Source organism: Variovorax sp. OK605, from assembly GCF_900115445.1.
Lineage (GTDB): Bacteria > Pseudomonadota > Gammaproteobacteria > Burkholderiales > Burkholderiaceae_C > Variovorax.
Window position 1 is genome coordinate 60,716 of sequence record NZ_FOWL01000011.1, and the last position, 26,511, is coordinate 87,226.

A 26,511-nucleotide genomic window follows, 5' to 3' on the forward strand; every position below is an offset into this window, starting at 1 on the left:
CCGGGACACGTTTAGTTTTTTTGGAGTCACTCATGATGAAAACCTTCTGCGCACGGCTGATGGCCGCCGCTGCACCGCTCGTTCTAGCGTTCTCCCTGACGGCCGTGCCGCATGGCGCCCATGCACAAGCCGCGCCGGCACCGGCACTTTCGACCAGCCCCGATGCTTCGGCAACGGCACCAACAGCCGCAGCCCCCGCAGCCGTCGCGCCGGTGGCCGCCGCATCGGCCGCGGCGCCGACAGGCGCCTCGGCCTCCGCGCCCGCCAAGGTCGACAACCCCTACGGCGTGGGCGCGCTCTGGGCCCAGAGCGACCTGGTGGCCAAGACCGTGCTGCTGATCCTCGCGATCATGTCGATGGGCAGCTGGTACGTGATCGTCACCAAGCTGCTCGAGCAGATGCGCATGGGCCGCCAGGCGAAGGAGGTCGACAACGAGTTCTGGAACGAAGGCACCGTGCAGGCCGGCACCGCGCGGCTGGCCGAAGGCAGCCCGTTCCGCTTCATTGCCGATGCCGGCGTGCACGCCACCCGAAAGCACGACGGCCTGCGCGGCAAGGTCGACTTTGCCGACTTCGTCGACCTGTGCATCCACCGCGCCACGGAACGCGTGCAGCGCCGGCTGAGCAACGGCATGTCGCTGCTGGCCACCGTGGGCTCGACCGCGCCCTTCGTGGGCCTGTTCGGCACGGTCTGGGGCATCTACCACGCGCTCACCGCCATCGGCATCGCCGGGCAGGCGTCGATCGACAAGGTGGCGGGGCCGGTGGGCGAGTCGCTCATCATGACGGCCATCGGCCTGGCCGTGGCCGTGCCCGCGGTGCTGGGCTACAACTGGCTCCTGCGGCGCAACATCACGGTGATGGACGACGTGCGCGAATTCAGCGGCGAGCTGCATTCGGTGATCCTGGCCGGCAGCGCACCGGCCTGAGGGCGGCACCGCCATGGCGATGAACATCCCATCCGCCGGGGGCGACGAGGAACAGGCCATTGCCGCCATCAACACCACGCCGCTGGTCGACGTGATGCTGGTGCTGCTGATCATCTTCCTCATCACCATTCCGGTGGTCAATTACTCGGTGCCGGTGGACGTGCCCAAGCAGCGCAACGAGGTGCGCGAGAGCAAGCCCGAGACGGTGGTGCTGTCGGTGGACGCCGCGGGGCGCATCTACTGGTACGACACCCCGGTGCGCGACGTGAATGCGCTGGCCGACAAGCTGAAGAAGGTGGCCGCGCTCACCCCGCAGCCCGAGGTGCACATCCGCGGCGACTGGCACTCGGACTACGAGCCTGTCGGCAAGATCATCTACGCATGCCAGTCGGCCGGCATCGTCAAGGTGGGCTTCATCACCGAGCCCCCCGCGCGCAACTGAGAAGGCACAGCCATGCGAAAAGAAAAACAGGGGCGCCGCAGCGGCGCGCCGTCCGACGAGCCCATGATGGACATCAACACCACCCCGCTGATCGACGTGATGCTGGTGCTGCTGATCATGCTGATCATCACCATCCCCATCCAGCTGCACGCGGTGAACCTGAACATGCCCAACGGCAACCCGCCGCCCAGCGACCTGAAGCCCGAGGTGCTGCGCATCGACATCGACGCGCGCAGCACGGTGCTGTGGAACGGCGAGGCCGTGGCCGAGCTCGAAGAGGTGGAGCGGCGCTTCGAGCAGGTGGCCGCGCAGCCGGTGCAGCCCGAGGTGCACCTGCGCCCCGACAAGCAGGCCAAGTACAACGTGGTGGCCGGCGTGATGGCCTCGGCGCAGCGCTCGGGCCTGACCAAGCTGGGCATCATGGGTTCGGAGCAGTTCATCCCATGAGCCGCACCAACGACTTCGACCCCAAGTCGCGCTTCGGCCCCGTGGGCATCGGCGTGATGGTGCTGTTCCACGTGCTGGTGGGCTATGCGCTGGTCTCCGGCCTGGCGCGCCAGGCGGTGGAGATGATCAAGAAGCCGATGGACGCGACGATCATCGCGGAGGTGAAGCTGCCCCCACCTCCGCCACCGCCACCCCCACCGCCCAAGAAAGTCATCAAGCAGGAGACGCCCAAGGCCCCGCCGCCACCGAAGCCGGCCTATGTGCCGCCCCCGGCCGTGACGCCGCCGCCGAGCACGGCGCCCGCCATCACCGCGGTGCAGACCACCGAGCCGGTGGCACTGCCGCCCGCCGCACCGCCTGCGCCACCCGCGCCGCCGGCCCCTCCGGCACAGGCGACCTCGACGGACATTGCGGTGGCATGCCCCAGGCAGGTGAAGCCCGAGATGCCGCGCAAGGCGCTGGACGAAGGCATCAGCGGCGTGGTGAAGGCCGAGGTGCGCATCAAGGGCGGGCGCGTGACGGAGGTGCGCTTTCTGTCGGGGCCGCGCGTGTACCAGTCGGCGGTGCGCTCGGCCATGATGCGCTACGAGTGCCAGAGCACCGGGGACGCGGAGATCCTGGCGACGCAGGAGTTCGTCTTCAGGATCGAGTGATCGGCAGCGCGGGCTTCCGCATGACCGGGCGGCGGCGGCTTCTGTCGCCCGATCGCAATGTGCGGGCAAACGAAGCCTGGCGCGGTGGCGCTCCCTAGCGCGCTGCCGCGGTCTCCCTGAGGCACGCCACCAGCAGCAGCCCCGCGGGCGTCTGCTGCCGCCCGCGCAGCGTGATGATCCCCACGGGCGGCAGCTCGATCGGAATGCGGATCTTCAGGATGCGGACCAGGCCCTGCTTCTCGAGGTGCTGCGCCACGCTGCGCGCCAGGAAGCCGACCGCGGGCCGCTCCTGCAGGCCCGTCAAGGTGACCAGGAACGACGCGGTCTCGATGATGTCCGCGGGCGGGTCGATCCGGTGCTTGTAGAACATCTGGGCCAGCTTGGAGCGCGATGAGGCCCAGGGCGGCGGGACGATCCAGGCCTGTTGTGCGAGCATGTCCCAGGTCGGCTTGGCGGTGCCGGCGATGGGGTGGCCGGGGCTCACGACGATGCACATCGGCTCGGTGTAGAGCGCCTCGGTGTCCAGGTCGGGCGAGGCATAGCCGGGCTCCAGCCGCCCGACGATCAGGTCCAGTTCGCCCACGCGCAGGCGGGGCAGCAGCCGCGTGAGGTCGCCCTCTTCCACCATCACGGTGGTCAGCGCCGAGCGCGCCTTGAGCCGCTGGATCGCGGGCATCAGCAGGCTCGGCGTCGCCACCACCATCGCGCCCACGCTGGTGCGCCCGACGCCGCCACTGGCCACGGCGCCGATCTCGTCCTGCGTGCGCTGGTAGTCGGCCAGCACCGAGCGTGCGAAGCGCACGGCGGCGTTGCCGTAGGCCGTGGGCACGGTGCCGCGCGTGGAGCGGTCGAACAGCTGGCGTTCGAACATGCGCTCGATCTCGCTGAGCATCTTCGAGACGGCCGGCTGCGTGATCGACAGGAACTCCGAGACGCGGCCCAGGTGCCGGAACTCGTCGAGCGCCACCAGCAGCTGCAGGTGCCGCAGCTTGAGGTTGGAACGGAGAACGCGATCGATCTGGCTCATCGGATGGGGCGGAAAATCTTCATAACCTGGAGCTTATGAAGAGAGTCCACTATTTCATTGGAAAGAAATGATTGTCTTCGAAAGAATGCGGTGCGTACCCCACAACTATTCACGAGACAAACGATGAAGATCTCTCGCCCCATGGCGCGACGCCAGTTCGTGCTGGGCGGCCTCAGCGCCGCCGCATTCGTTGCCGCACCCGCCCGCGCCTTCGCCGCCACGCCCTTCCCCGAGCGCCCCCTCACGTTCATCTGCCCCTGGCCCGCCGGCGGCACCGCCGACCGCTCGATGCGCGTCATCTGCCAGATCGCCGCACGCGAGCTGGGCCAGCCGATCGCGCTGGAGAACCGCGCCGGTGCCTCCGGAATGATCGGCACCAAGGCGCTGGCCTCGGCCAGGCCCGACGGCTACACCATCGGCCAGGTGCCGATCTCGGTCACGCGCTTCTCGCAGATCGGCACCGTGCAGATCGACCCGCTGAAGGACCTGACCTATCTCACCCGCACCTCGGGCCAGACCTTCGGCATTGCCGTGCTGGCGAGCTCGCCGTTCAAGTCGCTGCGCGACATGGTGGCCCACGCCAAGGCGCACCCCGGCGCACTGAGCTATGCGCATGCCGGCATCGGCGGCGCCACGCACGTGGGCATGGAGCAGTTCGCGCAGGCCGCGGGCATCAAGTTCAATTCCATCGCCTACAAGGGCGGCGCGGCCGCGCTGACCGACGTGCTGGGCGGACAGGTCGACATGCTGGCCGACAGCAGTTCCTGGGCGCCCTACATCGAGAGCGGCAAGATGCGCCTGCTGGCCACCTGGGGCGAGACGCGCACGCCGCGCTTCAAGGACACGCCCACGCTGCGCGAGCTCGGCTACGACGTGGTGGTGGAGGCTCCCAACGGCATCGGCGCGCCCAAGGGCTTGCCGCCCGCCGTGGAGCAGCGGCTGCGCGAAGCGTTCCGCATCGCCGTGAACAGTGAGGAGTTCCGCAAGGTCGCCGAGAGCATCGACGCGCCGGTCATGTACCAGGACGGGCCCGACTACCGGAAGTACGTGCAGGCCGTCTACAAGCAGGAGACCGAACTCATCCGCAAGCTCGATCTCAAGGCGCTGATGGAAAAGGGCTGAGCCCCTTCGTCCACCGCATCCGCCTCCACGCCCCCAGAAAGCGCCCACGCGCCACGCCATGAACGACAGTCCCCTGCTTCGCCTGCATCCGCACGACAACGTGCTGGTTGCCAAGTCCGCCATTGCGCTGGGCGAAACCATCGCCGAGTTCGGCGTGCGCGCCCGGGCGCAGATTCCCGCCGGCCACAAGATCGCGGCCTGCGCCATCGCCGCCGGCGAGCAGGTCAAAAAGTACGATACCGTCATCGGCGTGGCCTCGCGCGACCTGCAGGCGGGCGACTATGTGCACAGCCACAACCTCACGCTGGTCGACTCCTACCGCGATCCGGCCTTCTGCCAGGATGTGCGGCCGGTCGACTTCGTGCCCGAGGCCGAGCGCGCCACCTTCATGGGCTTCGTGCGCGCCGACGGACAGGTGGGCACGCGCAACTTCATCGGCATCCTGTCGTCGGTGAACTGCTCGGCCACCGTGATCAAGCGCATTGCCGCGCACTTCACGCCCGAGCGGCTGGCCGCGTTTCCGAACGTCGACGGCGTGGCCGCCTTCGCGCAGACCAGCGGCTGCGGCATGTCTTCGCCGAGCGAGCACTTCGACGTGCTGCGGCGCACGCTGGCAGGCTATGCGCGCCATCCGAACCTGGCGGGCGTGCTCATCGTCGGGCTGGGCTGCGAGCGCAACCAGGTCGATTCGCTGGTGGATTCGCAGGGCCTCGAGCAGGGGCGCCTGATGCGAACCATGGTGATGCAGGACGTGGGCGGCACGCGCGTGACCATCGAGGCCGGCATCCGCGCCATCGAGGACATGCTGCCCGAGGCCAACGCCGCGCAGCGCTCGCGCGTGGGCGCCAACCATCTGAAGATCGGCCTGGAATGCGGCGGCTCCGACGGCTTCTCGGCCATCACGGCGAACCCCGCGCTCGGCGCGGCCATGGACGTGCTGGTGCGCCATGGCGGCACGGCCATCCTGTCGGAAACGCCCGAGATCCACGGCGTCGAGTTCATGCTCACGCGGCGCGCCATCACGCCCGAGGTCGGGCAGAAGCTGCTCGACCGGCTGGCGTGGTGGGAGCGCTATGCGGCCGGCCAGAACGCGCAGTTCAACGGCGTGGTGGGCCACGGCAACCAGGCCGGCGGCCTGGCCAACATCTTCGAGAAGTCGCTGGGCTCGGCGATGAAGGGTGGCACCACGCCGCTGCGCGCGGTGTACGAATACGCCGAGCCGATCGACGAGGCCGGCTTCGTCTTCATGGACTCGCCGGGCTACGACCCCGTGGCCGCAACCGGGCAGATCGCCAGCGGCGCGCAGCTGATCTGCTTCACCACCGGCCGCGGCTCCATGTTCGGCAGCAAGCCGGCGCCCACCATCAAGCTGGCGAGCAACACGCCGATGTTCCGCCGGCTCGAGGAAGACATGGACATCAACTGCGGCGTGGTGATCGACGGCGAGCTGACGGTGCCCGAACTGGGCCAGCAGATCTTCGAGCAGATCCTGCGCCACGCGTCGGGTGAAGCCACCAAGAGCGAAGCGCTCGGCCTGGGCGATCACGAGTTCGTGCCCTGGCACATGGGCATCGTGAGCTGAGCCGATGCCTGCGCTATACCCGCATCACACAACCCCGACAAGAACGCCCCCATGCCCCTGACCCTTTCCCGCACCGAGCTGCTGCGCAGCGCCAACTACATCGCCGGCGAATGGCTGGCCGCGCAGCCCGGACGCACGCTGGCCGTGACCGACCCGGCCACCGGCGACCTGATTGCGAACGTGCCCGACTCGACCGCCAGCGCCGCGCGCGCCGCCGTCGATGCCGCGCACGCCGCGTTCCCCGCGTGGCGCAAGACGCCGGCCAAGGCGCGCGCGCAGATCCTCAAGCGCTGGAACGACCTGGTGCTCGCGCACCAGGAAGACCTGGGCCGGCTCATCTCGCGCGAGCAAGGCAAGCCGCTGGCCGAAGGGCGCGGCGAGGTGGCCTATGCGGCCAGCTACATCGAATGGTTCGCCGAGGAAGCCACGCGCGCCAATGGCGACGTGATTCCGGCGCCGGTGCCCGGCCGGCGCATGTTCGCGCTCAGGGAGCCGGTGGGCGTGGTCGCCGCCGTCACGCCGTGGAACTTTCCGGCCGCGATGATCGCGCGCAAGATCGCGCCCGCGCTCGCCGCGGGCTGCACCGTGGTCTGCAAGCCGGCCGAGGACACGCCGCTGACCTCGCTGGCGCTGGTGGCCCTGGCCGCCGAGGCCGGCGTGCCGCCGGGCGTGCTCAACATCGTGACCGCGTCGCGTGAGCGCACGCCCGAGGTGGTCGACGCCTGGCTCGACGACGCGCGCGTGCGCAAGATCACCTTCACGGGGTCGACGCCCGTTGGCAAGCACCTGGCGCGCCGCTCGGCCGACACGCTGAAGAAGCTCTCGCTCGAGCTCGGCGGCAATGCGCCGTTCATCGTGTTCGAGGACGCCGACCTCGAAGCCGCCGTCGACGGCCTGATGGCCGCCAAGTTCCGCAACGGCGGCCAGACCTGCGTGTGCCCCAACCGCGTGTTCGTCCATGCGGCCGTGCACGACCGTTTCGCCGAACTGCTGGTCGCGCGCGTGGCCGCGCTGAAGGTCGGCCCCGCCAGCGACGCCGCCTCGCAGATCGGCCCCATGATCAACGCGCGCGCCGTCGAGAAGATCGAGCGCCACGTGCAGGACGCCGTGGCACGCGGCGCGCGCGTGCTCACGGGCGGCGCGCGCCTGCCCGCGCTGGGCGCCAACTACTTCGCCCCCACCGTGCTGGCCGATGCCGACGCCACCATGGCCTGCGCCTGCGAGGAAACCTTCGGCCCGGTCGCGCCGCTCACGCGCTTCACCGACGAGGCCGAGGTGATCGCGCAGGCCAACGACACGCCCTTCGGCCTGGCCGCGTACTTCTATTCGAACGACGCGCGGCGCATCTGGCGCGTGGCCGATGCGCTGGAATGCGGCATCGTCGGCATCAACGAAGGCGCGCTGGCCGCCGAGGCCGCGCCCTTCGGCGGCGTGAAGGACTCGGGCTATGGCCGCGAAGGCTCGGTCCACGGCCTGGACGACTACCTGCACACCAAGTACGTGTGCCAGGGGCAACTCGACTGACGTTTCTGGAAACACCCCGCATGAGCAACCCCAATTCCTTCAAGGCTGCGCTGGCCGAAAAGCGCGCGCAGGTCGGCCTCTGGCTGTCGATGGCCGACCCCTACATGGCAGAGGTCAGCGCGACCACCGGCTTCGACTGGCTGCTGATCGACGGCGAGCATGCGCCGAACGACCTGCGCTCGACGCTGGCCGCCCTGCAGGCCGTGGCGCCGCACCGCGCACAGCCCGTGGTGCGCGCCGTGAACGGCGACACCGCGCCCATCAAGCAGCTGCTCGACATCGGCGCGAAGAACCTGTTGGTGCCCATGGTCGACACGGCCGACCAGGCGCGCGCGCTGGTGTCGGCCACGCGCTACCCGCCGCAGGGCATTCGCGGCGTGGGCAGCGCCGTGGGGCGCGCGTCGCAATGGAGTGCGCGCAGCAACTACCTCGACATTGCCGACGACGAAGTCTGCCTGCTGGTGCAGGCCGAGACGGTGAGCGCGCTTGCCAACCTCGAGGCGATCTGCGCCGTGGACGGCGTGCATGGCGTGTTCATCGGGCCGGCGGACCTTGCGGCATCGATGGGCCATCGCGGCCGTCCCGGCCATCCCGAAGTGCAGGCGGCCATCGAGCAGGCGATGCGCACCATCGTCGCGTCGGGCAAGGCGGCGGGCACGCTCACGTCGGACGCCACGCTGGCGCGGCGCTACCTGGAACTGGGCTGCACCTTCGTCGCCGTGGGCGTCGACGTGCTGGTCTATGCGAATGCGGCGCGCAAGCTGGCAGCGGACTTTCTCGGTGCGCCCGCAGGCTCTGCTGCTGCTGCGCCGGTCGATGCGGCGACGCGCGGAGCCTACTGAACCATGGACGCACCGACATCCACGGCCGTGATCGAAGGCCTGCGCGCCATCGTCGGCGAGAAAGCCTGCATCGAGGCGCCCGGCGACATGCAGCCCTTTGCCACGGACTACCGCAAGCTCTACCACGGCAAGGCGCTGGCCGTGGTGCTCCCCGCTTCGACGCAAGAGGTCGCCGGTGTGGTGGCGCTGTGCGCCGCGCACAAGGTGCCCGTGGTGCCGCAAGGCGGCAACACCTCGCTGATGGGCGGCGCCGTGCCCGACGCGTCCGGCCGCGCGGTCATCCTCAACCTGCGCCGCATGAACAAGGTGCTGGAGGTCGACACCGTCAACGACACCCTGACCCTGCAGGCCGGTGTGACGCTGCAGGCCGCGCGCGCCGCGGCCGAAGACGCGAGCCGGCTCTTTCCACTGCGCATCGGCTCCGAGGGCTCGTGCCAGATCGGCGGCAATCTCTCGACCAACGCCGGCGGCACCGCCGTGCTGCGCTACGGCAACATGCGCGACCTGACGCTGGGCATCGAGGCGGTGCTGCCCGACGGGCGCATCTTCTCGTCGCTGCGCGGCCTGCGCAAGGACAACACGGGCTACGACCTCAAGCAGCTCTTCATCGGCTCCGAAGGCACGCTCGGCATCATCACGGCAGCCGTGCTCAAGCTCATGCCGCTGCCGCGCGCCACGGCGGTGGCGCTGGTCGCGGTGCAAAGTCCGCACGCCGCGGTGCAGCTGCTGACAGAAGCCAAGCGCATCGCGGGCCAGGCCGTCACGGCCTTCGAGCTGATCTCGGCGCCCGCGCTCGCGCTGGTGCTCGAATCGATGCCCCAGCTGCGCTCGCCGCTGGCCGACGCGCACGGCTGGATGGTGCTGATCGAGCTGAGCTCGGGCGGCGAGCCGGGCAGCCTCGACGCCACGCTGCTGTCGGTTCTCGAAGAAGGCATGGCGCAAGGCCTCGTGCTCGACGCAGCCGTCGCCGCCAGCGGTGCCGACGCGCAGAACTTCTGGCGCATCCGCGAAGAGATTTCCGACGCGCAGACGCGCGAAGGCGGCAGCATCAAATGCGACATCTCGATTCCGCTGTCGAAGATCGCCGACTTCATCGCCGAAGCCTCGGCCGCGGTGCTGGCCCTGGCGCCCGATGCGCGCATGGTCATCTATGGCCACATGGGCGACGGCAACGTGCACTTCAACCCGCTGAAGCCCAAGGGCGCGAGTTCCGCGCAGTTCCTGGAGGCCAACTACGCGCGCGTGTCGCACGCGGTCGACGGGCTGGCGCACCGGCAAAACGGATCGATCTCGGCCGAGCACGGCGTGGGCGTGGCCAAGCGCGACGACCTGAGCGCCTACAAGAGCGAGGTCGAGCTCGAGCTGATGTGGCAGATCAAGCGCGCGCTCGATCCGGACAACCTGCTGAACCCGGCCAAGGTGCTGCCGCAGGCCGCGTGAAGACGGCGCAGAGACACCGAGGTCGAACGCGCTTCCGATGACGAACGGGCCCCGAGGGGCCCGTTCGCCATTCGTGCGTCATGCGTTTCGGGTGCATGGCGTGGCCTTATATTCTGGCGCCCGGCCCACCCGCGACAGCCTGCGAAGCGAAGATCTTGACGAAGCACCCATCCCCCAGCACAGAGATCGAGGAACTGATTCACGCCTTGAGAGGCCAGGATCCCGACGACAGGCACGCCCGCGTGAGCCTGGACCACGCGCCTTGCGCGGCCTTCATCCCGCACTTGCTGAAGGCGACGACGGACCAGAACGCCTATATCCGGGCGAGCGCCGTCCATGCGCTTGCGAGCTACGACGCCGAAGAAGACACGCAGTTGCTGGCGACACTGTTCCGTGCGCTGGCCGATGACCCCGACCCATCGGTGAGATCGGCCGCGGCGGAGGCCCTGGCAGGCATGTCTTCTGACGCTGTTCCTGCGCTGCTCGCGGCCCTCGGCGATGCGAGCCCCGACGTGCGCAAGGAGGTGGTGCTTGCGCTCGGGGCCTTCGAGACGAGCGACACCGTGGCCGCATTGACCGATCGCCTGCACCGCGACCCGGCGCCGGAGGTCCGGGAACGTGCCGTCATGGCCCTGGAGCGCTTGAAACCCGAGGGTTCGGTGGATGACCTGGTCCGTGCACTTGAAGACGAGAGCGCGATCGTTCGAGCCGCTGTCGCTCGCGCCTTGGGCGAGTACGAAACCAGCGAATCGCCAGCCATCGTCAACGCGTTGCTCCTGGCTTTGGCTGATCCATCGGCCGGCGTCAGAGAAAGCGCGGCAAGGGCGTTGCGCTATTCGGCCGCTGAAGCGATTCCCGGGCTGATGGCGCTGCTGGCAGACGAGGCCGCCGACGTGCGCCAGGAGGCGATTGCCGCCCTCGGAACGCTGGATGCCTGCCAGGCCATCGACGCTCTGGCGGAGCGGCTTCGAAACGATGCAGATACGGAAGTGCGATGCAGTGCCGCCTCCGCGCTGGGCGACCTCCGGCACGAGCGCGCGACAACGCACTTGATCGATGCATTTCAGAGTGAGGCGGACTCCCCCGAAATTCGGGCGGAGATCGTGCGTGCGCTGGGCAATGCCGAAGACTTCAGGGCGCTGCCCGCGTTGTGCGTGGCGTTGAGAGACCTCGACCCCGAGACAAGAGCGTCCGCGGCGCGAGGCCTGGAGTGGCTTCTGGACCCGGAAGTCCCCGAGGGCAGCGCGGCCCTGGAACCGTTGTGCCTGGCCTTGAAGGACACCGAGAGCAGCGTCAGGGAAGCCGCAAGCGGCGCGCTGGGCAAGCTGAAAGACCCGCGCGCGCTTCCTTTCCTGATGAAGGCCGCGCAGGACGACACCGAAGATTGCCGGGCAGCAGCCTTGGAAGCCATCGCCAGGATCGATGCCACCGCCGGTGCGGCGCTGCTTCTGGAAGGCCTCAACGATCCGGACACCGATGTTCGAAGAGCGGCCGCGAAGTCCCTGGTGCTGGCACAGAGTGCGCCGATTCCGCCCGCGGTGCTGGCCTGCCTTGCCCACCCCGATGGCGATCCTTTTGCCAGGTGCGACCTCGCAAAGGCACTGGCGCGCCGAGGGGGTGCGGAGGCCGTGCCCGTGCTGATCGGCCTGCTGCTCCAGGACAAGAGCGGTCATGTCCGTGCGGCGGCTGCGCAGGCGCTGGGCGAACTGCCCGACCCGCGTGCGATGCCTCCGTTGACCGCGCTCCTCGATGACGAAGACGAGGATGTGCGCGGCGAAGCGGCACTGGCGCTGGCGGCCCTTGCGGATGACCGGGCCATCGAGCCGTTGAAGGCACTGCTCGAAGACGAGCACCCATCTGTCCGCAGACGGGTCGTGTGGGCCCTGAGCTTCTTCACGCCCTCCAGGGTGCTGCCGCTGCTGGTCAGCAGCCTGGAGGACGACGATCCACACGTCCGGTCCACGGCGGTCAACGCCCTTGCCGATCTGTGCGATGCGCCGGCCCTGCGCCGCATCGGGCTGGCGCTGCCGCCGGCATTGGACGACGTCAAGGAGGCGCTGGAAGAAGCAGCCGCCGAGCTGGAAGGCGAAGATTCCGCGGAGCGCAACCCATCGCCGCGCCGTGTGCAGCTGGGGACGACTCACTGCGAATAGGTAACCCGCGGCGCTCGTCAAGGCGCTTCCAAAGCCTGGCCCTTCAGCAATAATTCCCGCATGCTGGCCCGACTGATCTACCGGAGCGTGTCGAAGAATCCTTCGGATGCGGATATTTCCGACATCCTGACCACGTCGCGCCGAAAGAACCATGCGGTGGGCATCACCGGTGCCTTGTGCCATCTGCGGGGTGCCTACATGCAGTATCTGGAGGGCGACGAAGCGGCCATCGAGTGCGTCATGGCCGCCATCACCGAAGACCAGCGGCATTGCGGCCTGTCGGTGATCGAATACCGCCTCATTGCCGCACGCGCGTTTCCGCAGTGGTCGATGGCCATGCTGGCCTGGGATCCGGAGATCGAAGCCACGCTCGGTCCGCTCGCCGACATGGGGCTCTTCGGCATCCCGCCCGACGATGCGGCGCCCATCTTCCGTTCGCTCAGCATGACCTCGCACTGGAACGTGCTCTAGGGTCTGGATTCGCAGTCGATGGCGCAGATCGCGCGTCCGAGCCGCAGACGGCTCCTGACTAGAAGACTTCGAGCGAACCGGATCCCGCGGTTCGATCGTCGAGCACATAGCCCGCGCCACGAACCGTGTGCAGCAGCTTCAGGTCGCACGGATCGTCCAGCTTCCTTCGAAGCCGGCCGATGGTGACCTCGAGGGTCGTCGACTCGCTCGCCAGTTCCATGTGCCATACCTGCTGCGCAAGGGTCGCGCGCGAAAGAACCGCGCCGTGCCGCTGCAGCAGCACGGCCAACAACGAAAACTCCGTGGGCGACAGCTTCAGCAGGACGCCGTTGCGGGCGCACTTGCGGCGCTCCAGGTCGACCTCGAGGTCGGCCAACCTCAGAAGGGTCGATTGCGGCGGCCTGCCGCGCTCCAGGAGCGCCTGAACGCGAACCAGCAGTGCGGGCACGGAAAAAGGCATCGCAAGGTAGTCGTCGGCACCCAGCTTCAATCCCTGCAATCGGTCGGAGAGCTTGTCGCGCGCGGTCAGCATCAGCACGGGAACATTCCTGGTGCGGCGGATGGCCTGCAAGACGCCGAGGTCGGGACCCGCGAGCTTCGCGTCGAGCAGAACCAATGCGTAGTCGCCCTCGATCGCGAGGTACTGCCCTTCAAAACCATCTCGAACAAGATCGACACGGAACCCCTGCTCCTGGAGGCCCTTCTTGATGCAGTCGGCGAGCATGGGCTCGTCTTCAACGACCAGAATCCGCATCGCAAGATCGTACTGAGAGCCGGGCAGCCCTGGCAAGGGCAAAACCGAAGGGTGCGGTGTTGCCTGCTTCCCTCAAGGCCAGCCACGGACAAACACTACATACACGCCCGCGCGAATCGGCTAGATTTTCCCTTGGCAAAGCAATGCGAATCACCAATTCGGAGGCTGTCTGATCGAACGGTGCGAACGGTGCGTCGGAATTCCAGGGCAGCCTTCCCTACACCGGGAGGCAGATCAAATGCATGCCACGCGTGACTTCAGCCGGCTTGCGGCGGTCCTCAAGTCGAAGGGGGCAGCTGCCGCGTTGGCCTACCTCAACGCGGGGGTGCCGCACAGGTTCTCCGGCGTCTACCGGATCGAAGGCGCGAACCTGCGGAACGTGCTGCTGTTCGACAAGCTCGGCGAGATACGGCCGGCCTTCCTCGAAGTGGTGCCGATGGACGCGAGCTTCTGCCAGTTCGTCGTGCGCGACGGCCTCTTTCGCACCAACAACTCCTCGCTCGATACACGCTTGACCGGGCATCCCGCGCAAGGGATCGTCGTGAGTTACCACGCCGTCCCCGTGATCGACCCGGACCGCGCCCTTCTGGGCACCCTCTCCCACTTCGACCTGGTCGAACGGTCGATCGACGACGGCGAGTTCGAGCTGCTGTACCAGGCAGGCCGCCTCATGGCGGACTTCATCCCTCGCTAGGCGCGCTTGGCTGCTGCCCGCGCCTCGTTGCGCAAGTCACGGATCTGGTCGTGGTTGCGCTGGGCCGCTTGCGCCTGCGAACTCACCACCTGGCGCACGGCCTGCGGCAGTTGCTGCTTCAAGGCCTTGCGGTAGCGCGCCACGGCCACGTCTTCGCCGCGCTCGCACTCTTCGAGGATCGACAGCTCGCTGTTGGCGCCCACCGCACCCTTGAGATGCACCCAGCCGCGATGCAACGCGCCCGAAGCCGTTCCGCCTTCCGCGGGCTTTCCGCCGTAGGACACGACCAGCTCGGCCAGTTGCGCCGCGGCGCTCCGGCATTGCGCGGCGCGCACGGCAAACACTTCCTGCAGGCGCGCGGACTTCACTTCTTCGGCACAGGTGCGAAAGCCGGCTTCCCCGTCGCGGGTGTTCTCGAGCAAGTCGTTCAGCACGTCGGCCACGTCGTCGTTGGAGAGCGGCTCGCCCTCGGGAAACGCCGTGTCTTCCTCGCGCATGTACAGCCGGTCGGCACGCTCCCATGCGGCGTGCGAAGCAGGCCGCGCCTGCTCCCAGGAAAGCGAGGAAACGCCACGGCGCGCTTCCCACTCGCGGGCCAGCGAAGGTTCTACGGCCGCGAAGTCGTCGTCCAGCGCCGCGCGGCGGCTCCAGCCCAGTTCGTAGGCCGGCGCATAGTGTTCGTAGCTGAGGCCGGGCTCGTAGTAGGGCTCCCGGGTGTAGGCGCTTTCCCAATGGCTGTGTTCCGCCGTCGGGTTGATGCGCTCCGCGGCGGCCTTGCCGCCGAGGCCGCCGACCACGGCACCCACAAGCAGTCCGGCGACTGCGCCCGCGGGTCCGCCGACGGCGCCCACAGCTGCGCCGGCCACGGCACCTCCGGCGGCGCCCGCGCCGGTTCCCAGGGGATGGGCACCGGGCTCGCCGGTGATGGGGTCGAGGTTGAGGTCGTCGCGATCGGTGGGCTTGGTGATCTGGGTCATGGGGTTCCTTGCATGGCGTGAGTGAAACGGTGAAACGGGCGAGTTGTTCGCGTGGGTTGTTCGCGTTGTTTGCTCCATGTTTCGTCGCTCGCGCGCGCGGCCGGGTCGGCGGCTGTCGCGGGCTTCTGTAGTCCATACCGTCGCCAGCGTCCATCACGCCAAAGCCCCTGCCCGCCCGCCGACGGCCTACCTCATTCGAGGGATTCCACCGCCCGCGCTCTCGACCTAGACTGCCCATTCAATCCTTGTCCATACGGACACCTGAGGGGATTGTTTCGCCCGCCTCGTGCGGGCTTTTTTTCTTGGCGCATCGCATCCGCTCCGGACCCGATCGGCCAGACCTTCCATAGCTGCTGTTGCTGCCATCGCGCCCCGTACCATCGGCGCATGAACACAGATTCGAAAGGCGCACGACCGCCGCTGGTCGACATCGGCGTCAACTTCCACTCGGCGCAGCTGGCGTCGATGACGTCCCCCTTGCTGGCGCGTGCCAAAGCGGCCGGCGTCGCGCAGATCCTGGCCACCGGCACTTCGCTCGCGTCCAGCCGCCTGGCCCTCGACCTTGCAAAGGCCAACCCCGGCGTCGTCTTCGCGACCGCGGGTGTCCACCCGCATGGTGCGAAGTCGCACGACACGGCCACGTTCCGTGAACTGATCGAGCTCTGGAAGTGCCCGGAAGTCGTGGCGGTCGGCGAGTGCGGCCTCGACTACAACCGCAACTTCTCGACGCCGCAGGCGCAGCGCACGGCGTTCGAGCAGCAGTTGTCGATGGCCGTCGAAACGCGAAAGCCGCTGTTTCTCCACTGCCGCGACGCTTTCACCGATTTCCACGACATGCTCGCGCCCGTGGTGGCCGACGGCGCACGCGGCGTCGTGCATTGCTTCACCGGCAATCGGGCCGAAGCGGAGGCTTTCCTTGAGATGGGCCTGGACATCGGCATCACGGGCTGGGTCACGGACCTCCAACGTGGCCAGGCACTTCGCGCAGCCGTGCCGGCCCTGCCGCTGGATCGGCTTCACCTTGAAACGGACGCGCCTTACCTGTTCCCCAAGAACTCGGGCGCCCGTCGCGGGCACAACGAACCGGCGAACCTGCCCTGGGTTGCCGCCGGCGTGGCGGAGCTCATGAACCGCGAGGTCGACGAGATCATTCAGGCCTGCACTGCGAACAGCCGCCGGATGTTCAACCTTCCAGGCACCTGAAGCCGACCCTGGCCGGGGTTCTAGAACTGCCTTTCGACCGCGCGATTGAAAAACTCGCCAGGGGTTGCGTTGAACAGGTTGCCGAAAGCCGCAATGAACGCCGAGAGCGACTCGTAGCCGCAGTTCAGCGCGACGTCTGTCACGCGCTCTCCCCGCTCCAGCCCGGGGAGCGCGCTGAGCAATCGCATTCGCAGCAGCCAGGCGCGATAGGTGAGGCCCGTCTCGCGCATGAAGCGCCGGCTCAGTGTTTTCTCCGAGATGCCGAAGCGCTCGCTCCAATCGCGCAGGCTGGCCTTTTCGCCCGGCCGAGCCTGGACGCTGCGGCAAAGCTGGCGCAGTTGTGCATCCGCCGGAATCGGCAGCATGAGGTCGACCTCCCTTGCCGCCGAGAGCTGGTCCAGCAGCACGTTGGCCAGGCGCTCGTCCGCGCTTCCCGGCGCGTAGTCGACGGGAACCAGGCTGAAGGCCCTGACCAGCTCACGCAGCAAGGGGCTGACCTCCAGCACACGGCAACGCGCCGGCGATGCGCCGCTCTGGCCTTCATCGATGTACAGGCTGCGAACGCAGGTGTGCGCAGTGCTCCAGACGCGATGGGTCACGCCAGCCGGAATCCAGACGCCGCGCTGAGGCGGTGCAACGAAACGGCCGGCGTTGGTCTGCACCTCGAGCACCCCTTGAACCGCATAGGCGAACTGAACCCATGGGTGGCGATGCCGGTAGCCGAGCACGGCATTTGGAAGCGACTCCGCGTGCCCGAACACAGGCCGCGGCAGCGCTTTCAGTTCGGCCAGACCCGCTCGCAGATCCGTGTCCGCCTGTCCTTTTGTCGACACTGCATGCCTCCTTATCGTTAGCCGGAAATCTTAGCGCGCGATAACGTCGGGTTTTGCACTGCACCGACCCATGAGATCACTTAGAACGCCGTCCGATCACTCGACGTTTGCGCGCCTGGCTGGCGTGGCCGTGAGGCGTGGGTCATGACCTCCGGTTTCGACTGCATCCTCGCCGCGGTGGACATGTCGCCGGCGTCGGCGCAGGTCGTCTACCGCGCGGCCATGCTCGCCATGAAACATGGCGCGGTGCTCAAGGTGATGGACATCGGCCCGCTGTCGGGCCCGTCGAGGTCGCCAGCGGCCATCGCGTTGAAGGCGCTCGTGAGCTCCGTTGTGGACGGCCTCGGTGTGCACGCCGAAGTGCTTCCTGAGCGGGCGACCCGCGTCTCGGACATTGCCGAGTTCACCGGGTTCAGCCGGCGAAGCCTCGTGGTCCTGAAGCACGACCGGCGCCCGCGGCTGCGCTCGCTCTGGCGTGGTTCGCTGGCGGAGCAACTCATGCGCGTCTGCGACGGGCCCGTGTTGATTCTGAAAGCGCAACCGAACGCACGCGAGAACTATGAGCGCCTGCTCGTGGCAGTGGACCTCAGCGCCTCGGCGGCCCACCTGATGGCCCTTGCCTGCCGCCTCGGGGAGAACAGCGAAGTCCAGGTCCTCCATGCCATCCGCCCATTGCATTCGAACCCGCTGCGCGACGCGGAGATGCCAGACCGCATCCTGCGCGCCTACCTGGCTCGACGAAAGCTGGAGGCGCACGAGCAACTGCTGCACGTGGCCGCCGGCGCAGGGAGACACCATGGCCGGGTCACGACCGTCCTGCGCGATGGCGATCCGGCCTGGCACGCCACGCTCCAGCAGTCGCATGCCAAGGCCGACCTCGTGGTTGTCGGCAAGAGGCGCTCTTCCGCGCTGCCCGACATCCTGTGCGGCGGCGTCGCCAAGCGGATCCTGGCCTGGTGCGAGGCGGACATCCTCGTGGTTCCCTGCCATCCCCCGGATGCCAACCCGGATGCGAAAGCAGCGGCTGCCTGACCATCCGCCATCGCCTTGAGGCAGGTTCAAGGCCCATCTTTCAAAGGAGCAATCGATGAACAAGGACACAGAGAAAAATGGCGTCATTCACAACCCCGGCGTCGTCGCGGCGGAAGACCCGGCGACGGGGGAGCCGGACCCGTCCGTTCTGAAAGAGGTATCGGAACAGGCGTCCAGGGGAAACGACCAGCCCGCCAGGGAACTGGCCGCGCAGACCGAACGCCGCCGGACTTCGCCAAACACGTGATCAGCCGACTGGCGAACTTCCCGCGCGCACACGCCGCCTGGCTTGCGGCTCGCCACCGTGTTCACGCACGGGCGACTGCCGCAAGTCGTGGGGCACCACGAGGACGTCGACGCTGCTGAGTCTCAGCAGGCGTTCGGCCACGCTGCCGAACACGAAGTCCGACAGGCCCGACGTGGTGCGCTTGCCGACGACGACAAGGTCCGCGCCGCCCTGCTTCTGTTGCGCGCTCGCCTGCCGTGCCGGGTCGCCATGGCTGATCGCGGCGTAGACGCGGTTCCGGCGCGCGTCGGTCGAGTCCGTCAGCCAGAACATCCGCTCTTGCGCGTAGCGCCTGCATTCGTGCCGGTAGGCCCTGATGGCGCGGTCCGAGACCTCGGCGTCATGCAGCCGTGCGTCGTTCGCCGTGCCGATGGCATGGAACAGTTCCACCAGGCCCGACTTGCTGAAGCCGAACGCTGCCTTGGTCAGGTTGCGCGACGCCTCTGAAAAGTCCACTGCGACGAGCAGACGTTGATAGGCCGAGTCGCTCCTGCCGCGCACGGAGAGAACCGGCAGGCGCGCCTTCCGGACGAGGCGCATCTCCGGCTGGCCGAGCGCGAAGGCACGCAGGCTGCGTTCATTGGCCGTGCCCGTGACGACAAGGTCCGCGCCCTGCGCCGCACGCGCGACGTCGTCCAGCGTGTTCGCCACATGGGCCACGGTGCGCACGCGAATGCCGTGGCGTTGAGTCAGCTGCAAGGCGTGATGGGACAGCCGGCACGCGGCGTCCGGGCACGGAAGTTCGTTGGCAGGTGGCACGTAGATGAGCTTCAGCATCGCGGTGTGCTCGCATGCCAGCAATGCCGCGCGGGAGAGCACGGCGTCCGTGCTGGTTGAAAAATCGGTACAAGCCAGGATCGATCGGAGGTTCATGGACCAGCCTCTTTCTGAGTGCGTGGCCGCGCCGATGCCTCGGGTCGAAGACCCGGGCAGCGGAGAGCGGCAGAGCGAATGGGTGGCTCGCAGGTGCGAGCGGCGGCAAGCCGAAGCTAGGTGACGTAGTCGCCGGTGGCTTCAGGCTGGAAATGCATCGCGGAGATTTCGGCGCAGCACTGTTCGCCCGTGGGGCTGTACCACCGGGCGACCTCCCCCAGCTTCATTCCCAGCAATGCGTTGCCGACCGGAGACAGGACCGAGATGTAGCCGGCCGCGGGCTCCGCATCGCCGGGGTAGCACACCGTCAGTGTCTGCCGGCGCCGGGTGTGCACGTCGACGAGTTCCACCTGCGAATACATGGTCACGACGTCGCAGGGAATCGCCCGCGAGCTGGTGACTTCGGCGCAGGCGAGCAGGTCGGCAAGGCCAGGTGGGAGATGGCGGCCGAGCAGATTGCTCAGGCGGCCGAAATCGAGATCGGTGAGCGTTCGCTCGCCATGAATCGCTGCATGCATTTGACGCACTCCATTCTTGCGGCGCCTCGAGGAGGCCGCCACGTCCGCGCGGGGCTGGTGCCCGGCGGTGGATGGTTTGCGCTGTGAGGGGAGGAGCGGACCGCCGGGCTTAGGGAAGTGCGGCCGTCGGGCTGCGACGCGCCAACGTGGCCACGCCCGCGCCGATGGACGCCGCTGCAATCAGCAGCTGGTCCGCGGTCGCGTGGGTCAGCAGGAGGTGGGCGGTCGACATGCGCGAAGTCTAAGCAGGCAGACCGGATTTGCAGCGAGTAGCCTCACGGTTCTTGCCAGATTGCGCGAGAGCAGGAACCGCCCGGCATCTCGGGAAGCGCGGCTACCGCTCGAGAACTCCCAACGCAAGCCGGGCGTTCTTTTCGGCTTCGGCCCGTTCGTGCAGCCAACGGAACAGGCCGTCCTTGTCCATGGGCTGGGCGATGTAGTAGCCCTGCCCTTCGTCGCACTCCATGGCCAGCAGCGCCTGCCAGGCCGCCGCGTCCTCGATGCCTTCGGCCAGCACGTGCAGCCCGAGCTTGCGGCCCAGTTGCGCGACCATCTCGGCGATGCGCGCGCCTTGCGCCTCGCCCAGCCGGCGCACGAAGGTGCCGTCGATCTTGATGCGGTCCAGCGGCAGCCGCTCCAGGTAACTCAGCGAGGAATAGCCGGTGCCGAAGTCGTCGATGGCAATCGAGATGCCCTCGGCCCGCAGCGCGGCCAGCGTGGACTCCAGCAGCTGCGTGGGCAGCGCGGCCACGGACTCGGTGATCTCCAGTTCCAGGTGATGGCCCTGGAGCCGGCTGTGCGAGAGCGCCGCGCGCACGGTGTCGAAGAATCCCGGGTCCTGCAGCTGCACGCTCGACACGTTGACGGCCATGCGCAGCGGCGCGCGGTCCGCGTCCAGCAGCTCGCGCATGGTCCGGCAGGCCGTGGACAGCACCCATTGCCCGAGCGCGACGATGAGCCCCGAATGCTCGGCCACCGGAATGAACCGGTCTGGCGGCACCAGGCTGCCGTCTTCGGCACGCCAGCGCAGCAAGGCCTCCAGGCCCACCAGCGCACGGGTGTGGAGGTTGAGCTGCGGCTGGTAGACCAAGAACAGCTGCGCGTTGTCGATGGCCGTGCGCAGGTTGGACAGCAGCAAGGCGCGGGCGCGGGCCTCGGCGCCCATGTGGCCCGAGTACTGCAGGTGCTGGCCCCGGTGGTCGCGCTTGGCGCGCTTCAAGGCGATGGTCGCGTCCTTCACCAGGTCGACGCCGGCCTGCGCGTCTTCGGGCAGTAGCACGTAGCCGCAGGTCAGCGAGACCTTGTGCGGCACGCCGTCTACGGCCAGCGGCTCGCGCACGCATTCCAGCAGTTGCCGTGGCGACACCTGCCGCACGGGCCCGAGCACGCCGAAGGTGTCGGCGCCCAGGCGGGCCAGCAGGACGCCGGCCGGCAAGGCGCCGGCCAGGCGCCGGGCCACGGTTTCCAGCAGGCGGTCGCCGAAGCGGTGGCCCATGACGTCGTTGGTGGCGCTGAAGTCGTCGATGTCGACCAGCGCCAGGATGTGGTCGCGCATGCCCTGCCGCGCGCAGTCGTCGACCTTCTCGACGAAGCGGGTGCGGTTGGGCAAGCGCACCAGCGGGTCGTAGTAGGCGTATTCGTGCAGGCGCTCCATCAGGCCCCGGCTGTGCAGCAGCGTACCGAGGTTGATGCAGAAGACGTCCAGCAGTTGCCGGTCGACGGCGCAATGCAGTCCGGCGGTGTCGATGAACACGGCCATGCCCTGCTCGTCCTTGCGGCCGATGTGCAGGGCCAGCCCACCGTGTTCGCCGTGTTCGCCGTGTTCTCCATAGACGCTGCAGCCGAGCGCCAGCGCGCGGCGCAGCAGCTGCAGCACCGCCGGCTCGGGCACCGCGTCCAGCGGCCGGTCGACGAGGTGGGCGAAGCGGCCGGCCGCCGCGAGCACGCGGTACTGCGGTGCCTGTTGCGCGCCATGTCCACCATGTACGCCTTGTCCGCCCTGCACGCCCTGCACGCCCTGGGCACAGACCAGGCCATCACCGGTCACGCCCAGCAGCGCGGTCAGCTGCGTGATGACGCCGCCGGCAAAGGCGCGCAGGTCGGTCTCTTCCAGCAGCGAGGCGCTGGAGCGCACGATGAGCTCCAGCCCGCGGCTGTTGGCCTCGATGGCGCACAACTGCTGGTACGACCGCACGGCCGTGACCACCATGGCCAGCAGGCGGTCCTGCGTGAGTTCGGCCTTGGTCCGGTAGTCGTTGATGTCGTAGCGCAGCAGCGTGTCCAGCGCCGGCACATGGCCCGGGCGCCCGGTGCGCAGCACGATGCGGGTGTTGCGCAGGCCGGCGGTGTGGCGAATGAAATCCACCAGGTCCAGCCCGGCGCTGGCGCTCTCGGTCACCACGTCCAGGATGACCATGGCCAGGTCACGCTCGCCGCGCACCAGCGCGCGCGCCTCCTCGCCCGAGTACGCATGCAGGAACACCAGCGGACGCCCGAACAGCGTCAGGCCCTGCAGCGCGGCGCGCGCGGCCGCATGCACGTCGGCGTCCTGGTCGACCACCAGCACGCGCCAATCGGGGGCCTGGCTCTGCACGCAGGCAGCTGCGGCGACCGGCTCCGGCGCGCGGGCCGGCCAGCCCGCGTCAGCCTCGCGCTTCATGCGGGCTGCACGTGAACATGGCCGGCTGCGAGCGCCACCTGGTTGCGCCCGCCGCGCTTGGCGACATACAGCGCCTCGTCGGCCAGGCCGTAGGCTTCGTCGAAGCTGCTGCCGCACGGCAGCCAGCTCACGCCGAAGCTGGCGGTGACGCCGCTGCCGTCGGGCAGGTCGAATGCGTAAGCTTCGATGGCACGCCGCAATGTGTGCGCGACCTGCCCGCAGCCATCGCCGCCCTGCCCGGGCAAGACCACGGTGAACTCCTCGCCGCCGACGCGGCCGATCTGCGCCGTTGCCGACACGGCCTGCTTGAGGCAGGTCACCACGCCCTGGATCACGCGGTCCCCCGTGGGGTGGCCGAAGCTGTCGTTGATGCGCTTGAAGTGGTCGATGTCCAGCACGATCAGCGCGAGGTCGTGGCACACGAAATGGCGGTTCACCAGCTCGATGACGGCGGCCCGGTTGAGCACGTCGGTCAGCGGGTCGTGCGTGGCGCGGTACTCGAGCTCGGCGGCCAGGTCCTGCAGGCGCAGGTTCAGCTGGTTCATCTCGAGTTCGGCCCGGTCGCTGCGCCGCACCAGCCGGCGCGTTTCGCGCAGCAGCCGCTCGTAGGTGGTAAGCAGCTCGCCCAGCGCCTGGCGGCACGGCGCGGGCTGCGTCGTGGCGCACGCGTCGTAGGCGGCGCGGGCGGCTTGCAGCGCCCGGTTCTCGGCGTCGAACAGGTCAGGCGCTGCGGTGGTGTCCATTCAGGCCGACCTCACGGGATGGCTGGCGAAGTCGATCGCGGGAAAGTCTTCGCTGAGCTCCTGGCCGAATTCGAGAATGGTGTCGTCTTCCTCGTCGTGGTACCAGTTCAGGGCCACCCGGTTGCCCGCCTCCACGGCGTCGTTGAGCGCCGCGATCAGGTTGAACAGCATCTTGGTGCTGGAGCTGTTGAAGTAGGCCAACGCGATATGGACCTCGATGCGGCTGTCGTTCTGCTGCGCGAGGTAGTCCTTCAGCCGCGCGATCACCTCGCCATAGAAGGCGGCGGCGTTCTCGGGGTAGGACTCGCCGCGCAGGCTGAGCGTGCGGGTGTCGAACCTGAAGTCCACCTGGGGGGAACTGGGCGTCGGGGCGATGTAGAGGTTTTCCATCTGTGATCTCGATTCGTTGCCGGGCCTGCGCGGGTTAGATCGCGGCCTTCAGGTAGAACACCGGGGCGCCACCGGCGCTGTCGGAAGCGTCGAAGTCGAACTCCAGCGGTTCGCGGGCGTCGCGAGCGACCGTGAGAAGTCCCATGCCCGCGCCTTTGCTGCCTTCGGGCGTTTCCTCGCGCAGCGTCTGGCGGTAGGCCTGCTTGATCTCTTCCAGCGTCATGCTGCGCAGCGCTTCCAGCTTCACGCGCAGCGCGTCGGCGATGTCGGGCTCGACCGGGTTGGCGCACAGCAGCAGAAAGCCGCCGTCGCTCTCGCGGCGGATGCAGACCGAGCCGTGGCGCAGCTCACCGCTGACCTGGCTCGCGGGGGTCAGCGTGTCGGCCGAGTAATGAATGATGTTCTGCGCCATCTCCACGAAAGAGGAGAACAGCCTTCGCCGCGTCGGGCCGGCCACGCCGGCCACCTCGAGCTGCAGCTTCACCGCGTCGGCCATGGCCGCCACGATGTGCTGCGAGAAGTAGCCCACGTAGTAGAAGATGACCTGGTGTTGGCGCGCCACGTTGAAGAAGGAGCCGTACTTGTCGGCGATGGGGGGGAAAGGCATGGGTGAGTTCCCGTGTCAGGTGCTGAACTGGGTGCAGAACTGGGTGCGCAATCAGGTGCGGAAGCAGAAAAAGGTCAGGTCGTCGCGGCGGTGGTGCTCGCCCTGCCACACGCGCAGGGCCTCGAGCACCGCCTGATTGACTTGGGCGGCCGTGCGCTCGCGCTGCTCGAGCAGCAGTTCGCGCACGCGCCGCTTGCCCAGCGCAATGGCGCGCGGGCCGCCGACCTGGTCGATCAGCCCGTCGGTGCTGACGAAGACCAGGCTGCCCGCGGGCAACACCAGTTCCTGGTTGAGCCAGCTGAAGTCGAACTCGCTGTCCATGTAGCCCACGCCCTTGCGCTGCCCCTCGACCAGCTCCACCGCATCGGCGCCGGGGCGCAGCACGAACAGCGACAGCCGCGCGCCGGCAAACACCAGCCGCCCGTTCGCGGGTTCGAACCAGAAACATGCGGCGTCCATGCCGTCGTCCGAGCCGGGCGTTGCGTCCTGCCCGTCCATCTGGCCCAGCATCTGCTTGATGCTGCGGTTCACGCTGCCCAGCAACCGCGCCGGGTCGCGCGCGCCGTGCTGCTCGATGGCCTGGTTCAGGCTGGTGGAGGCGATCAGCGTCATGAAGGCGCCGGGCACGCCGTGCCCCGTGCAGTCGGCCACGGTGGCGAACCAGCCGTCCGCCGCGGTGCTGAACTGGTAGAAGTCGCCGCCGACCACGTCGCGCGGCTCCCACACCAGGTGGGCGCCGGGGCAGGCCCGCGCCAATGCATCGAGCGAACTGCGCAGGGTCGAGCGCTGGATCACGCTCGCGTATTCGATGCTGTGCATGATCTGGCGGTTGCGCGAGACCTGCAGGTCCGCCACCACGCGCATGAGCTGCAAGCCGTTGCCGACGCCGGCGAACTCGCCTTCTCGCGTGATGATGAAGCCGTCCGACAGCGCCTTCTCACCGTGCTCCACGGTCTTGAAGGTCAGGGCCTCCAGGTCCAGCGCGGCGTCGACGATCAGCGGGTCCTTGTCCATGAAGGCGATGCAGCTCTTGCGGCCGTACAGCTCCACGCGGAACGGCTTGCTCATCTGCGACAGGAAGATGTTCCGGTTGATCAGGCCGATCGGCTGGTTTCCCTCCACCACCGGCAGGCTGACGAGGTCACGATGCCGGCTGAAGACTTCCATCACCTTGTCGTTCGTCTCCTCGGTCGTCATGCACGGCACGGTCGTGCAGAGGTCTGCCGCGCAGGGCTGGCGAAAACGTGGCCGGAAATCGCTCAAATACTCGGAGGTTTCGGGCATGGAAACAGCGCCTGCGGAATAAATGTGAACTTATGTTATGTTTTTTACATTTCGCATCCATGACAGTTGGGTGACGGAATTTGTCCGGCCTTGGCGCTGGGCGTGCGCGCCGTGGTGGCCGACATCGCCCTGACAGGCCTGGGCCGCGAGGCATGGCACCGGTTCAACGAAGGCCGCATGGACGCGCAGATGTCGCTGTGCCCGCTCGCCGGAACCACCTTGTTTCAGCTGCAGGCGCCGATCCCGCTCGAGGGCGATGCCGACCTGTCCGCCGAAGGGCTGACGTCGATGGTGGCCGCGTTCAACATGAACGCCAGGCTGGCCGACCGCTACAAGGTCGGGCGCGTGCTGCTGGTCGGCGACGCCGCGCACGTGCATCCGCCAACCGGAGGCCAGGGCCTGAACACCAGCGTGCAGGACGCCTACAACCTCGGCTGGAAGCTGGCGGCGGTCACCCGCGGCGGCGCCCCCGAGACCTTGCTCGACAGCTACGAAGAGGAGCGCCGGCCCATCGCGGCGAACATGCTCGGCCTCGCCACCAAGCTGCTCGATGCAGCGAGGCGCGGCGACATGCGGCGCGGCCGCGAAGTGCATCAACTCGACATCGGCTATCCCGATTCACCCCTTGCGCTGGAGCAGCCCAGACGTGCACGCGGCCTGCTCGCGGGCGACCGGGCGCCCGATGCGCCTGTGTCCGGTGCATCGGGCCAGGCCACGCGCCTCTTCGACATCTTCAAGGGCGCGCACTGGACGCTGCTCGGCTGCGAAGTCGAACGCAATCGCGTGGCACCGCGCCCGGGCCTGCACATCCACACCATCGGTGCGCGTGGCGACCTCCGCGACGATGGCGGCCACTTTCAGGACGCCTACGCCCTGGCGCCTGGCGACTGGGTGTTGGTACGTCCGGACGGCCATGTCGGTGCGATCGTTGCATCCGCGAACGTCGATGCGCTGGCGCCCTACTTCCGGCAGGTCGGGCTCGAAGCGCCAAGCAGCGGCCTTGCTCCGCGGACCTGACCGGCTCAC

At 68.2% G+C, this 26,511-nt stretch carries 27 protein-coding genes; 16 read left to right on the forward strand and 11 right to left on the reverse strand.

The genetic code is table 11. The features are described from left to right. Window positions 1-32: 32 nt before the first annotated feature. Genes BM013_RS26565 through BM013_RS26580 form a run of 4 tightly spaced genes read left to right on the forward strand, consistent with a single transcriptional unit; the run spans window position 33 to window position 2,471 of the window. A complete protein-coding gene (locus tag BM013_RS26565; RefSeq protein WP_371280917.1) occupies window positions 33-929 on the forward strand; it encodes a MotA/TolQ/ExbB proton channel family protein in 897 nt (298 codons plus the stop codon). 13 nt (window positions 930-942) lie between these two features. Beyond that, window positions 943-1,371: an ExbD/TolR family protein gene (locus tag BM013_RS26570; RefSeq protein ID WP_093130667.1), complete on the forward strand. Its 429-nt coding sequence runs from the start codon at window positions 943-945 to the stop codon at window positions 1,369-1,371. 12 nt (window positions 1,372-1,383) lie between these two features. Further along, the gene (locus BM013_RS26575) at window positions 1,384-1,818 is read left to right on the forward strand and encodes an ExbD/TolR family protein (RefSeq protein ID WP_093130668.1); all 435 of its coding nucleotides are present in this window, start codon (window positions 1,384-1,386) and stop codon (window positions 1,816-1,818) included. After that, complete coding sequence (locus BM013_RS26580; protein WP_093130669.1) at window positions 1,815-2,471, forward strand: energy transducer TonB; 657 nt, start codon at window positions 1,815-1,817, stop codon at window positions 2,469-2,471. The genes BM013_RS26575 and BM013_RS26580 overlap by 4 nt, the downstream gene beginning before the upstream one ends. A gap of 94 nt (window positions 2,472-2,565) precedes the next feature. Here the strand turns inward: BM013_RS26580 and BM013_RS26585 are convergent, their stop codons facing one another. After that, window positions 2,566-3,498 carry a LysR family transcriptional regulator gene (locus tag BM013_RS26585; RefSeq protein WP_093130670.1) on the reverse strand — a complete coding sequence of 311 codons (933 nt, stop codon included), beginning with the start codon at window positions 3,496-3,498 and terminating at the stop codon, window positions 2,566-2,568. A gap of 123 nt (window positions 3,499-3,621) precedes the next feature. On the opposite strand from BM013_RS26585, the gene BM013_RS26590 reads away from it, so the two are divergent. From BM013_RS26590 to BM013_RS26620, 7 genes are all read left to right on the forward strand, one after another. Beyond that, complete coding sequence (locus tag BM013_RS26590; protein WP_093130671.1) at window positions 3,622-4,620, forward strand: tripartite tricarboxylate transporter substrate binding protein; 999 nt, start codon at window positions 3,622-3,624, stop codon at window positions 4,618-4,620. A gap of 58 nt (window positions 4,621-4,678) precedes the next feature. Then, entirely contained in the window at window positions 4,679-6,202 is a 1,524-nt protein-coding gene (locus BM013_RS26595) for a UxaA family hydrolase (RefSeq protein ID WP_093130672.1), read from the forward strand. A 51-nt stretch (window positions 6,203-6,253) separates the two neighbouring features. Further along, window positions 6,254-7,726: an NAD-dependent succinate-semialdehyde dehydrogenase gene (locus tag BM013_RS26600; protein ID WP_093130673.1), complete on the forward strand. Its 1,473-nt coding sequence runs from the start codon at window positions 6,254-6,256 to the stop codon at window positions 7,724-7,726. 20 nt (window positions 7,727-7,746) lie between these two features. After that, window positions 7,747-8,568 carry a 4-hydroxy-2-oxoheptanedioate aldolase gene (gene hpaI, locus BM013_RS26605; protein ID WP_093130674.1) on the forward strand — a complete coding sequence of 274 codons (822 nt, stop codon included), beginning with the start codon at window positions 7,747-7,749 and terminating at the stop codon, window positions 8,566-8,568. Between the two features lie 3 nt (window positions 8,569-8,571). Beyond that, complete coding sequence (locus tag BM013_RS26610) at window positions 8,572-10,008, forward strand: FAD-binding oxidoreductase (protein ID WP_093130675.1); 1,437 nt, start codon at window positions 8,572-8,574, stop codon at window positions 10,006-10,008. 242 nt (window positions 10,009-10,250) lie between these two features. Beyond that, complete coding sequence (locus BM013_RS26615) at window positions 10,251-12,161, forward strand: HEAT repeat domain-containing protein (RefSeq protein ID WP_177225573.1); 1,911 nt, start codon at window positions 10,251-10,253, stop codon at window positions 12,159-12,161. A 60-nt stretch (window positions 12,162-12,221) separates the two neighbouring features. Then, window positions 12,222-12,632, forward strand: a complete 411-nt coding sequence (locus BM013_RS26620) for a BLUF domain-containing protein (RefSeq protein ID WP_093130677.1) — start codon at window positions 12,222-12,224, stop codon at window positions 12,630-12,632. A gap of 58 nt (window positions 12,633-12,690) precedes the next feature. On the opposite strand, the gene BM013_RS26625 is transcribed toward BM013_RS26620, so the two are convergent. Then, window positions 12,691-13,386 (reverse strand): winged helix-turn-helix domain-containing protein, encoded by a 696-nt coding sequence (locus BM013_RS26625; protein ID WP_093131029.1) that lies wholly within the window; start codon window positions 13,384-13,386, stop codon window positions 12,691-12,693. A gap of 238 nt (window positions 13,387-13,624) precedes the next feature. Here BM013_RS26625 and BM013_RS26630 point away from each other — a divergent pair, with 238 nt between their 5' ends. Beyond that, window positions 13,625-14,080, forward strand: a complete 456-nt coding sequence (locus BM013_RS26630; protein WP_093130678.1) for a hypothetical protein — start codon at window positions 13,625-13,627, stop codon at window positions 14,078-14,080. Here the strand turns inward: BM013_RS26630 and BM013_RS26635 are convergent. Next, window positions 14,077-15,057, reverse strand: coding sequence for a ferritin-like domain-containing protein (locus BM013_RS26635; RefSeq protein WP_093130679.1), 981 nt, complete (start codon window positions 15,055-15,057; stop codon window positions 14,077-14,079). The genes BM013_RS26630 and BM013_RS26635 overlap by 4 nt on opposite strands. A gap of 387 nt (window positions 15,058-15,444) precedes the next feature. Between BM013_RS26635 and BM013_RS26640 the strand changes: the two genes are divergently transcribed. Continuing rightward, window positions 15,445-16,260: a TatD family hydrolase gene (locus BM013_RS26640; protein ID WP_093130680.1), complete on the forward strand. Its 816-nt coding sequence runs from the start codon at window positions 15,445-15,447 to the stop codon at window positions 16,258-16,260. 20 nt (window positions 16,261-16,280) lie between these two features. Here BM013_RS26640 and BM013_RS26645 read toward each other — a convergent pair whose 3' ends face one another. Continuing rightward, window positions 16,281-17,093, reverse strand: coding sequence for an AraC family transcriptional regulator (locus BM013_RS26645; RefSeq protein WP_093130681.1), 813 nt, complete (start codon window positions 17,091-17,093; stop codon window positions 16,281-16,283). A gap of 144 nt (window positions 17,094-17,237) precedes the next feature. Between BM013_RS26645 and BM013_RS26650 the strand changes: the two genes are divergently transcribed. Continuing rightward, entirely contained in the window at window positions 17,238-18,125 is an 888-nt protein-coding gene (locus BM013_RS26650; RefSeq protein ID WP_093130682.1) for a universal stress protein, read from the forward strand. A 55-nt stretch (window positions 18,126-18,180) separates the two neighbouring features. Further along, the gene (locus tag BM013_RS26655) at window positions 18,181-18,372 is read left to right on the forward strand and encodes a hypothetical protein (RefSeq protein ID WP_093130683.1); all 192 of its coding nucleotides are present in this window, start codon (window positions 18,181-18,183) and stop codon (window positions 18,370-18,372) included. Here the strand turns inward: BM013_RS26655 and BM013_RS26660 are convergent, their stop codons facing one another. The 7 genes from BM013_RS26660 to BM013_RS26690 form a co-directional block, all read right to left on the reverse strand. After that, window positions 18,373-19,284 (reverse strand): universal stress protein, encoded by a 912-nt coding sequence (locus BM013_RS26660; protein ID WP_093130684.1) that lies wholly within the window; start codon window positions 19,282-19,284, stop codon window positions 18,373-18,375. A gap of 116 nt (window positions 19,285-19,400) precedes the next feature. Next, window positions 19,401-19,802, reverse strand: coding sequence for a GreA/GreB family elongation factor (locus BM013_RS26665; protein WP_093130685.1), 402 nt, complete (start codon window positions 19,800-19,802; stop codon window positions 19,401-19,403). Between the two features lie 334 nt (window positions 19,803-20,136). Continuing rightward, a complete protein-coding gene (locus BM013_RS26670) occupies window positions 20,137-22,461 on the reverse strand; it encodes a putative bifunctional diguanylate cyclase/phosphodiesterase (RefSeq protein ID WP_093130686.1) in 2,325 nt (774 codons plus the stop codon). Next, on the reverse strand, window positions 22,458-23,204 hold the full coding sequence (locus BM013_RS26675; RefSeq protein WP_093130687.1) for a GGDEF domain-containing protein: 747 nt from the start codon (window positions 23,202-23,204) through the stop codon (window positions 22,458-22,460). The genes BM013_RS26670 and BM013_RS26675 overlap by 4 nt, the downstream gene beginning before the upstream one ends. Next, the gene (locus BM013_RS26680; RefSeq protein WP_093130688.1) at window positions 23,205-23,594 is read right to left on the reverse strand and encodes a DUF1987 domain-containing protein; all 390 of its coding nucleotides are present in this window, start codon (window positions 23,592-23,594) and stop codon (window positions 23,205-23,207) included. A gap of 34 nt (window positions 23,595-23,628) precedes the next feature. Then, window positions 23,629-24,201, reverse strand: a complete 573-nt coding sequence (locus BM013_RS26685; protein WP_093130689.1) for a SiaB family protein kinase — start codon at window positions 24,199-24,201, stop codon at window positions 23,629-23,631. A gap of 51 nt (window positions 24,202-24,252) precedes the next feature. Beyond that, window positions 24,253-25,485 (reverse strand): SpoIIE family protein phosphatase, encoded by a 1,233-nt coding sequence (locus tag BM013_RS26690; RefSeq protein ID WP_093130690.1) that lies wholly within the window; start codon window positions 25,483-25,485, stop codon window positions 24,253-24,255. A gap of 111 nt (window positions 25,486-25,596) precedes the next feature. On the opposite strand from BM013_RS26690, the gene BM013_RS26695 reads away from it, so the two are divergent. Beyond that, a complete protein-coding gene (locus BM013_RS26695) occupies window positions 25,597-26,502 on the forward strand; it encodes an FAD-dependent monooxygenase (RefSeq protein ID WP_256221703.1) in 906 nt (301 codons plus the stop codon). Window positions 26,503-26,511 lie beyond the last annotated feature (9 nt).

Excerpts from the sequence above, each read along its gene's own strand:
- BM013_RS26565 (WP_371280917.1), top strand. The coding sequence starts at position 33 with ATGATGAAAACCTTCTGCGCACGGCTGATGGCCGCCGCTGCACCGCTC.
- BM013_RS26570 (WP_093130667.1), top strand. The coding sequence starts at position 943 with ATGGCGATGAACATCCCATCCGCCGGGGGCGACGAGGAACAGGCCATT.
- BM013_RS26575 (WP_093130668.1), top strand. The coding sequence starts at position 1,384 with ATGCGAAAAGAAAAACAGGGGCGCCGCAGCGGCGCGCCGTCCGACGAG.
- BM013_RS26580 (WP_093130669.1), top strand. The coding sequence starts at position 1,815 with ATGAGCCGCACCAACGACTTCGACCCCAAGTCGCGCTTCGGCCCCGTG.
- BM013_RS26585 (WP_093130670.1), bottom strand. The coding sequence starts at position 3,498 with ATGAGCCAGATCGATCGCGTTCTCCGTTCCAACCTCAAGCTGCGGCAC.
- BM013_RS26590 (WP_093130671.1), top strand. The coding sequence starts at position 3,622 with ATGAAGATCTCTCGCCCCATGGCGCGACGCCAGTTCGTGCTGGGCGGC.
- BM013_RS26595 (WP_093130672.1), top strand. The coding sequence starts at position 4,679 with ATGAACGACAGTCCCCTGCTTCGCCTGCATCCGCACGACAACGTGCTG.
- BM013_RS26600 (WP_093130673.1), top strand. The coding sequence starts at position 6,254 with ATGCCCCTGACCCTTTCCCGCACCGAGCTGCTGCGCAGCGCCAACTAC.
- hpaI (WP_093130674.1), top strand. The coding sequence starts at position 7,747 with ATGAGCAACCCCAATTCCTTCAAGGCTGCGCTGGCCGAAAAGCGCGCG.
- BM013_RS26610 (WP_093130675.1), top strand. The coding sequence starts at position 8,572 with ATGGACGCACCGACATCCACGGCCGTGATCGAAGGCCTGCGCGCCATC.
- BM013_RS26620 (WP_093130677.1), top strand. The coding sequence starts at position 12,222 with ATGCTGGCCCGACTGATCTACCGGAGCGTGTCGAAGAATCCTTCGGAT.
- BM013_RS26625 (WP_093131029.1), bottom strand. The coding sequence starts at position 13,386 with ATGCGGATTCTGGTCGTTGAAGACGAGCCCATGCTCGCCGACTGCATC.
- BM013_RS26630 (WP_093130678.1), top strand. The coding sequence starts at position 13,625 with ATGCATGCCACGCGTGACTTCAGCCGGCTTGCGGCGGTCCTCAAGTCG.
- BM013_RS26635 (WP_093130679.1), bottom strand. The coding sequence starts at position 15,057 with ATGACCCAGATCACCAAGCCCACCGATCGCGACGACCTCAACCTCGAC.
- BM013_RS26640 (WP_093130680.1), top strand. The coding sequence starts at position 15,445 with ATGAACACAGATTCGAAAGGCGCACGACCGCCGCTGGTCGACATCGGC.
- BM013_RS26650 (WP_093130682.1), top strand. The coding sequence starts at position 17,238 with ATGACCTCCGGTTTCGACTGCATCCTCGCCGCGGTGGACATGTCGCCG.
- BM013_RS26655 (WP_093130683.1), top strand. The coding sequence starts at position 18,181 with ATGAACAAGGACACAGAGAAAAATGGCGTCATTCACAACCCCGGCGTC.
- BM013_RS26660 (WP_093130684.1), bottom strand. The coding sequence starts at position 19,284 with ATGAACCTCCGATCGATCCTGGCTTGTACCGATTTTTCAACCAGCACG.
- BM013_RS26665 (WP_093130685.1), bottom strand. The coding sequence starts at position 19,802 with ATGCATGCAGCGATTCATGGCGAGCGAACGCTCACCGATCTCGATTTC.
- BM013_RS26670 (WP_093130686.1), bottom strand. The coding sequence starts at position 22,461 with ATGAAGCGCGAGGCTGACGCGGGCTGGCCGGCCCGCGCGCCGGAGCCG.
- BM013_RS26675 (WP_093130687.1), bottom strand. The coding sequence starts at position 23,204 with ATGGACACCACCGCAGCGCCTGACCTGTTCGACGCCGAGAACCGGGCG.
- BM013_RS26680 (WP_093130688.1), bottom strand. The coding sequence starts at position 23,594 with ATGGAAAACCTCTACATCGCCCCGACGCCCAGTTCCCCCCAGGTGGAC.
- BM013_RS26685 (WP_093130689.1), bottom strand. The coding sequence starts at position 24,201 with ATGCCTTTCCCCCCCATCGCCGACAAGTACGGCTCCTTCTTCAACGTG.
- BM013_RS26690 (WP_093130690.1), bottom strand. The coding sequence starts at position 25,485 with ATGCCCGAAACCTCCGAGTATTTGAGCGATTTCCGGCCACGTTTTCGC.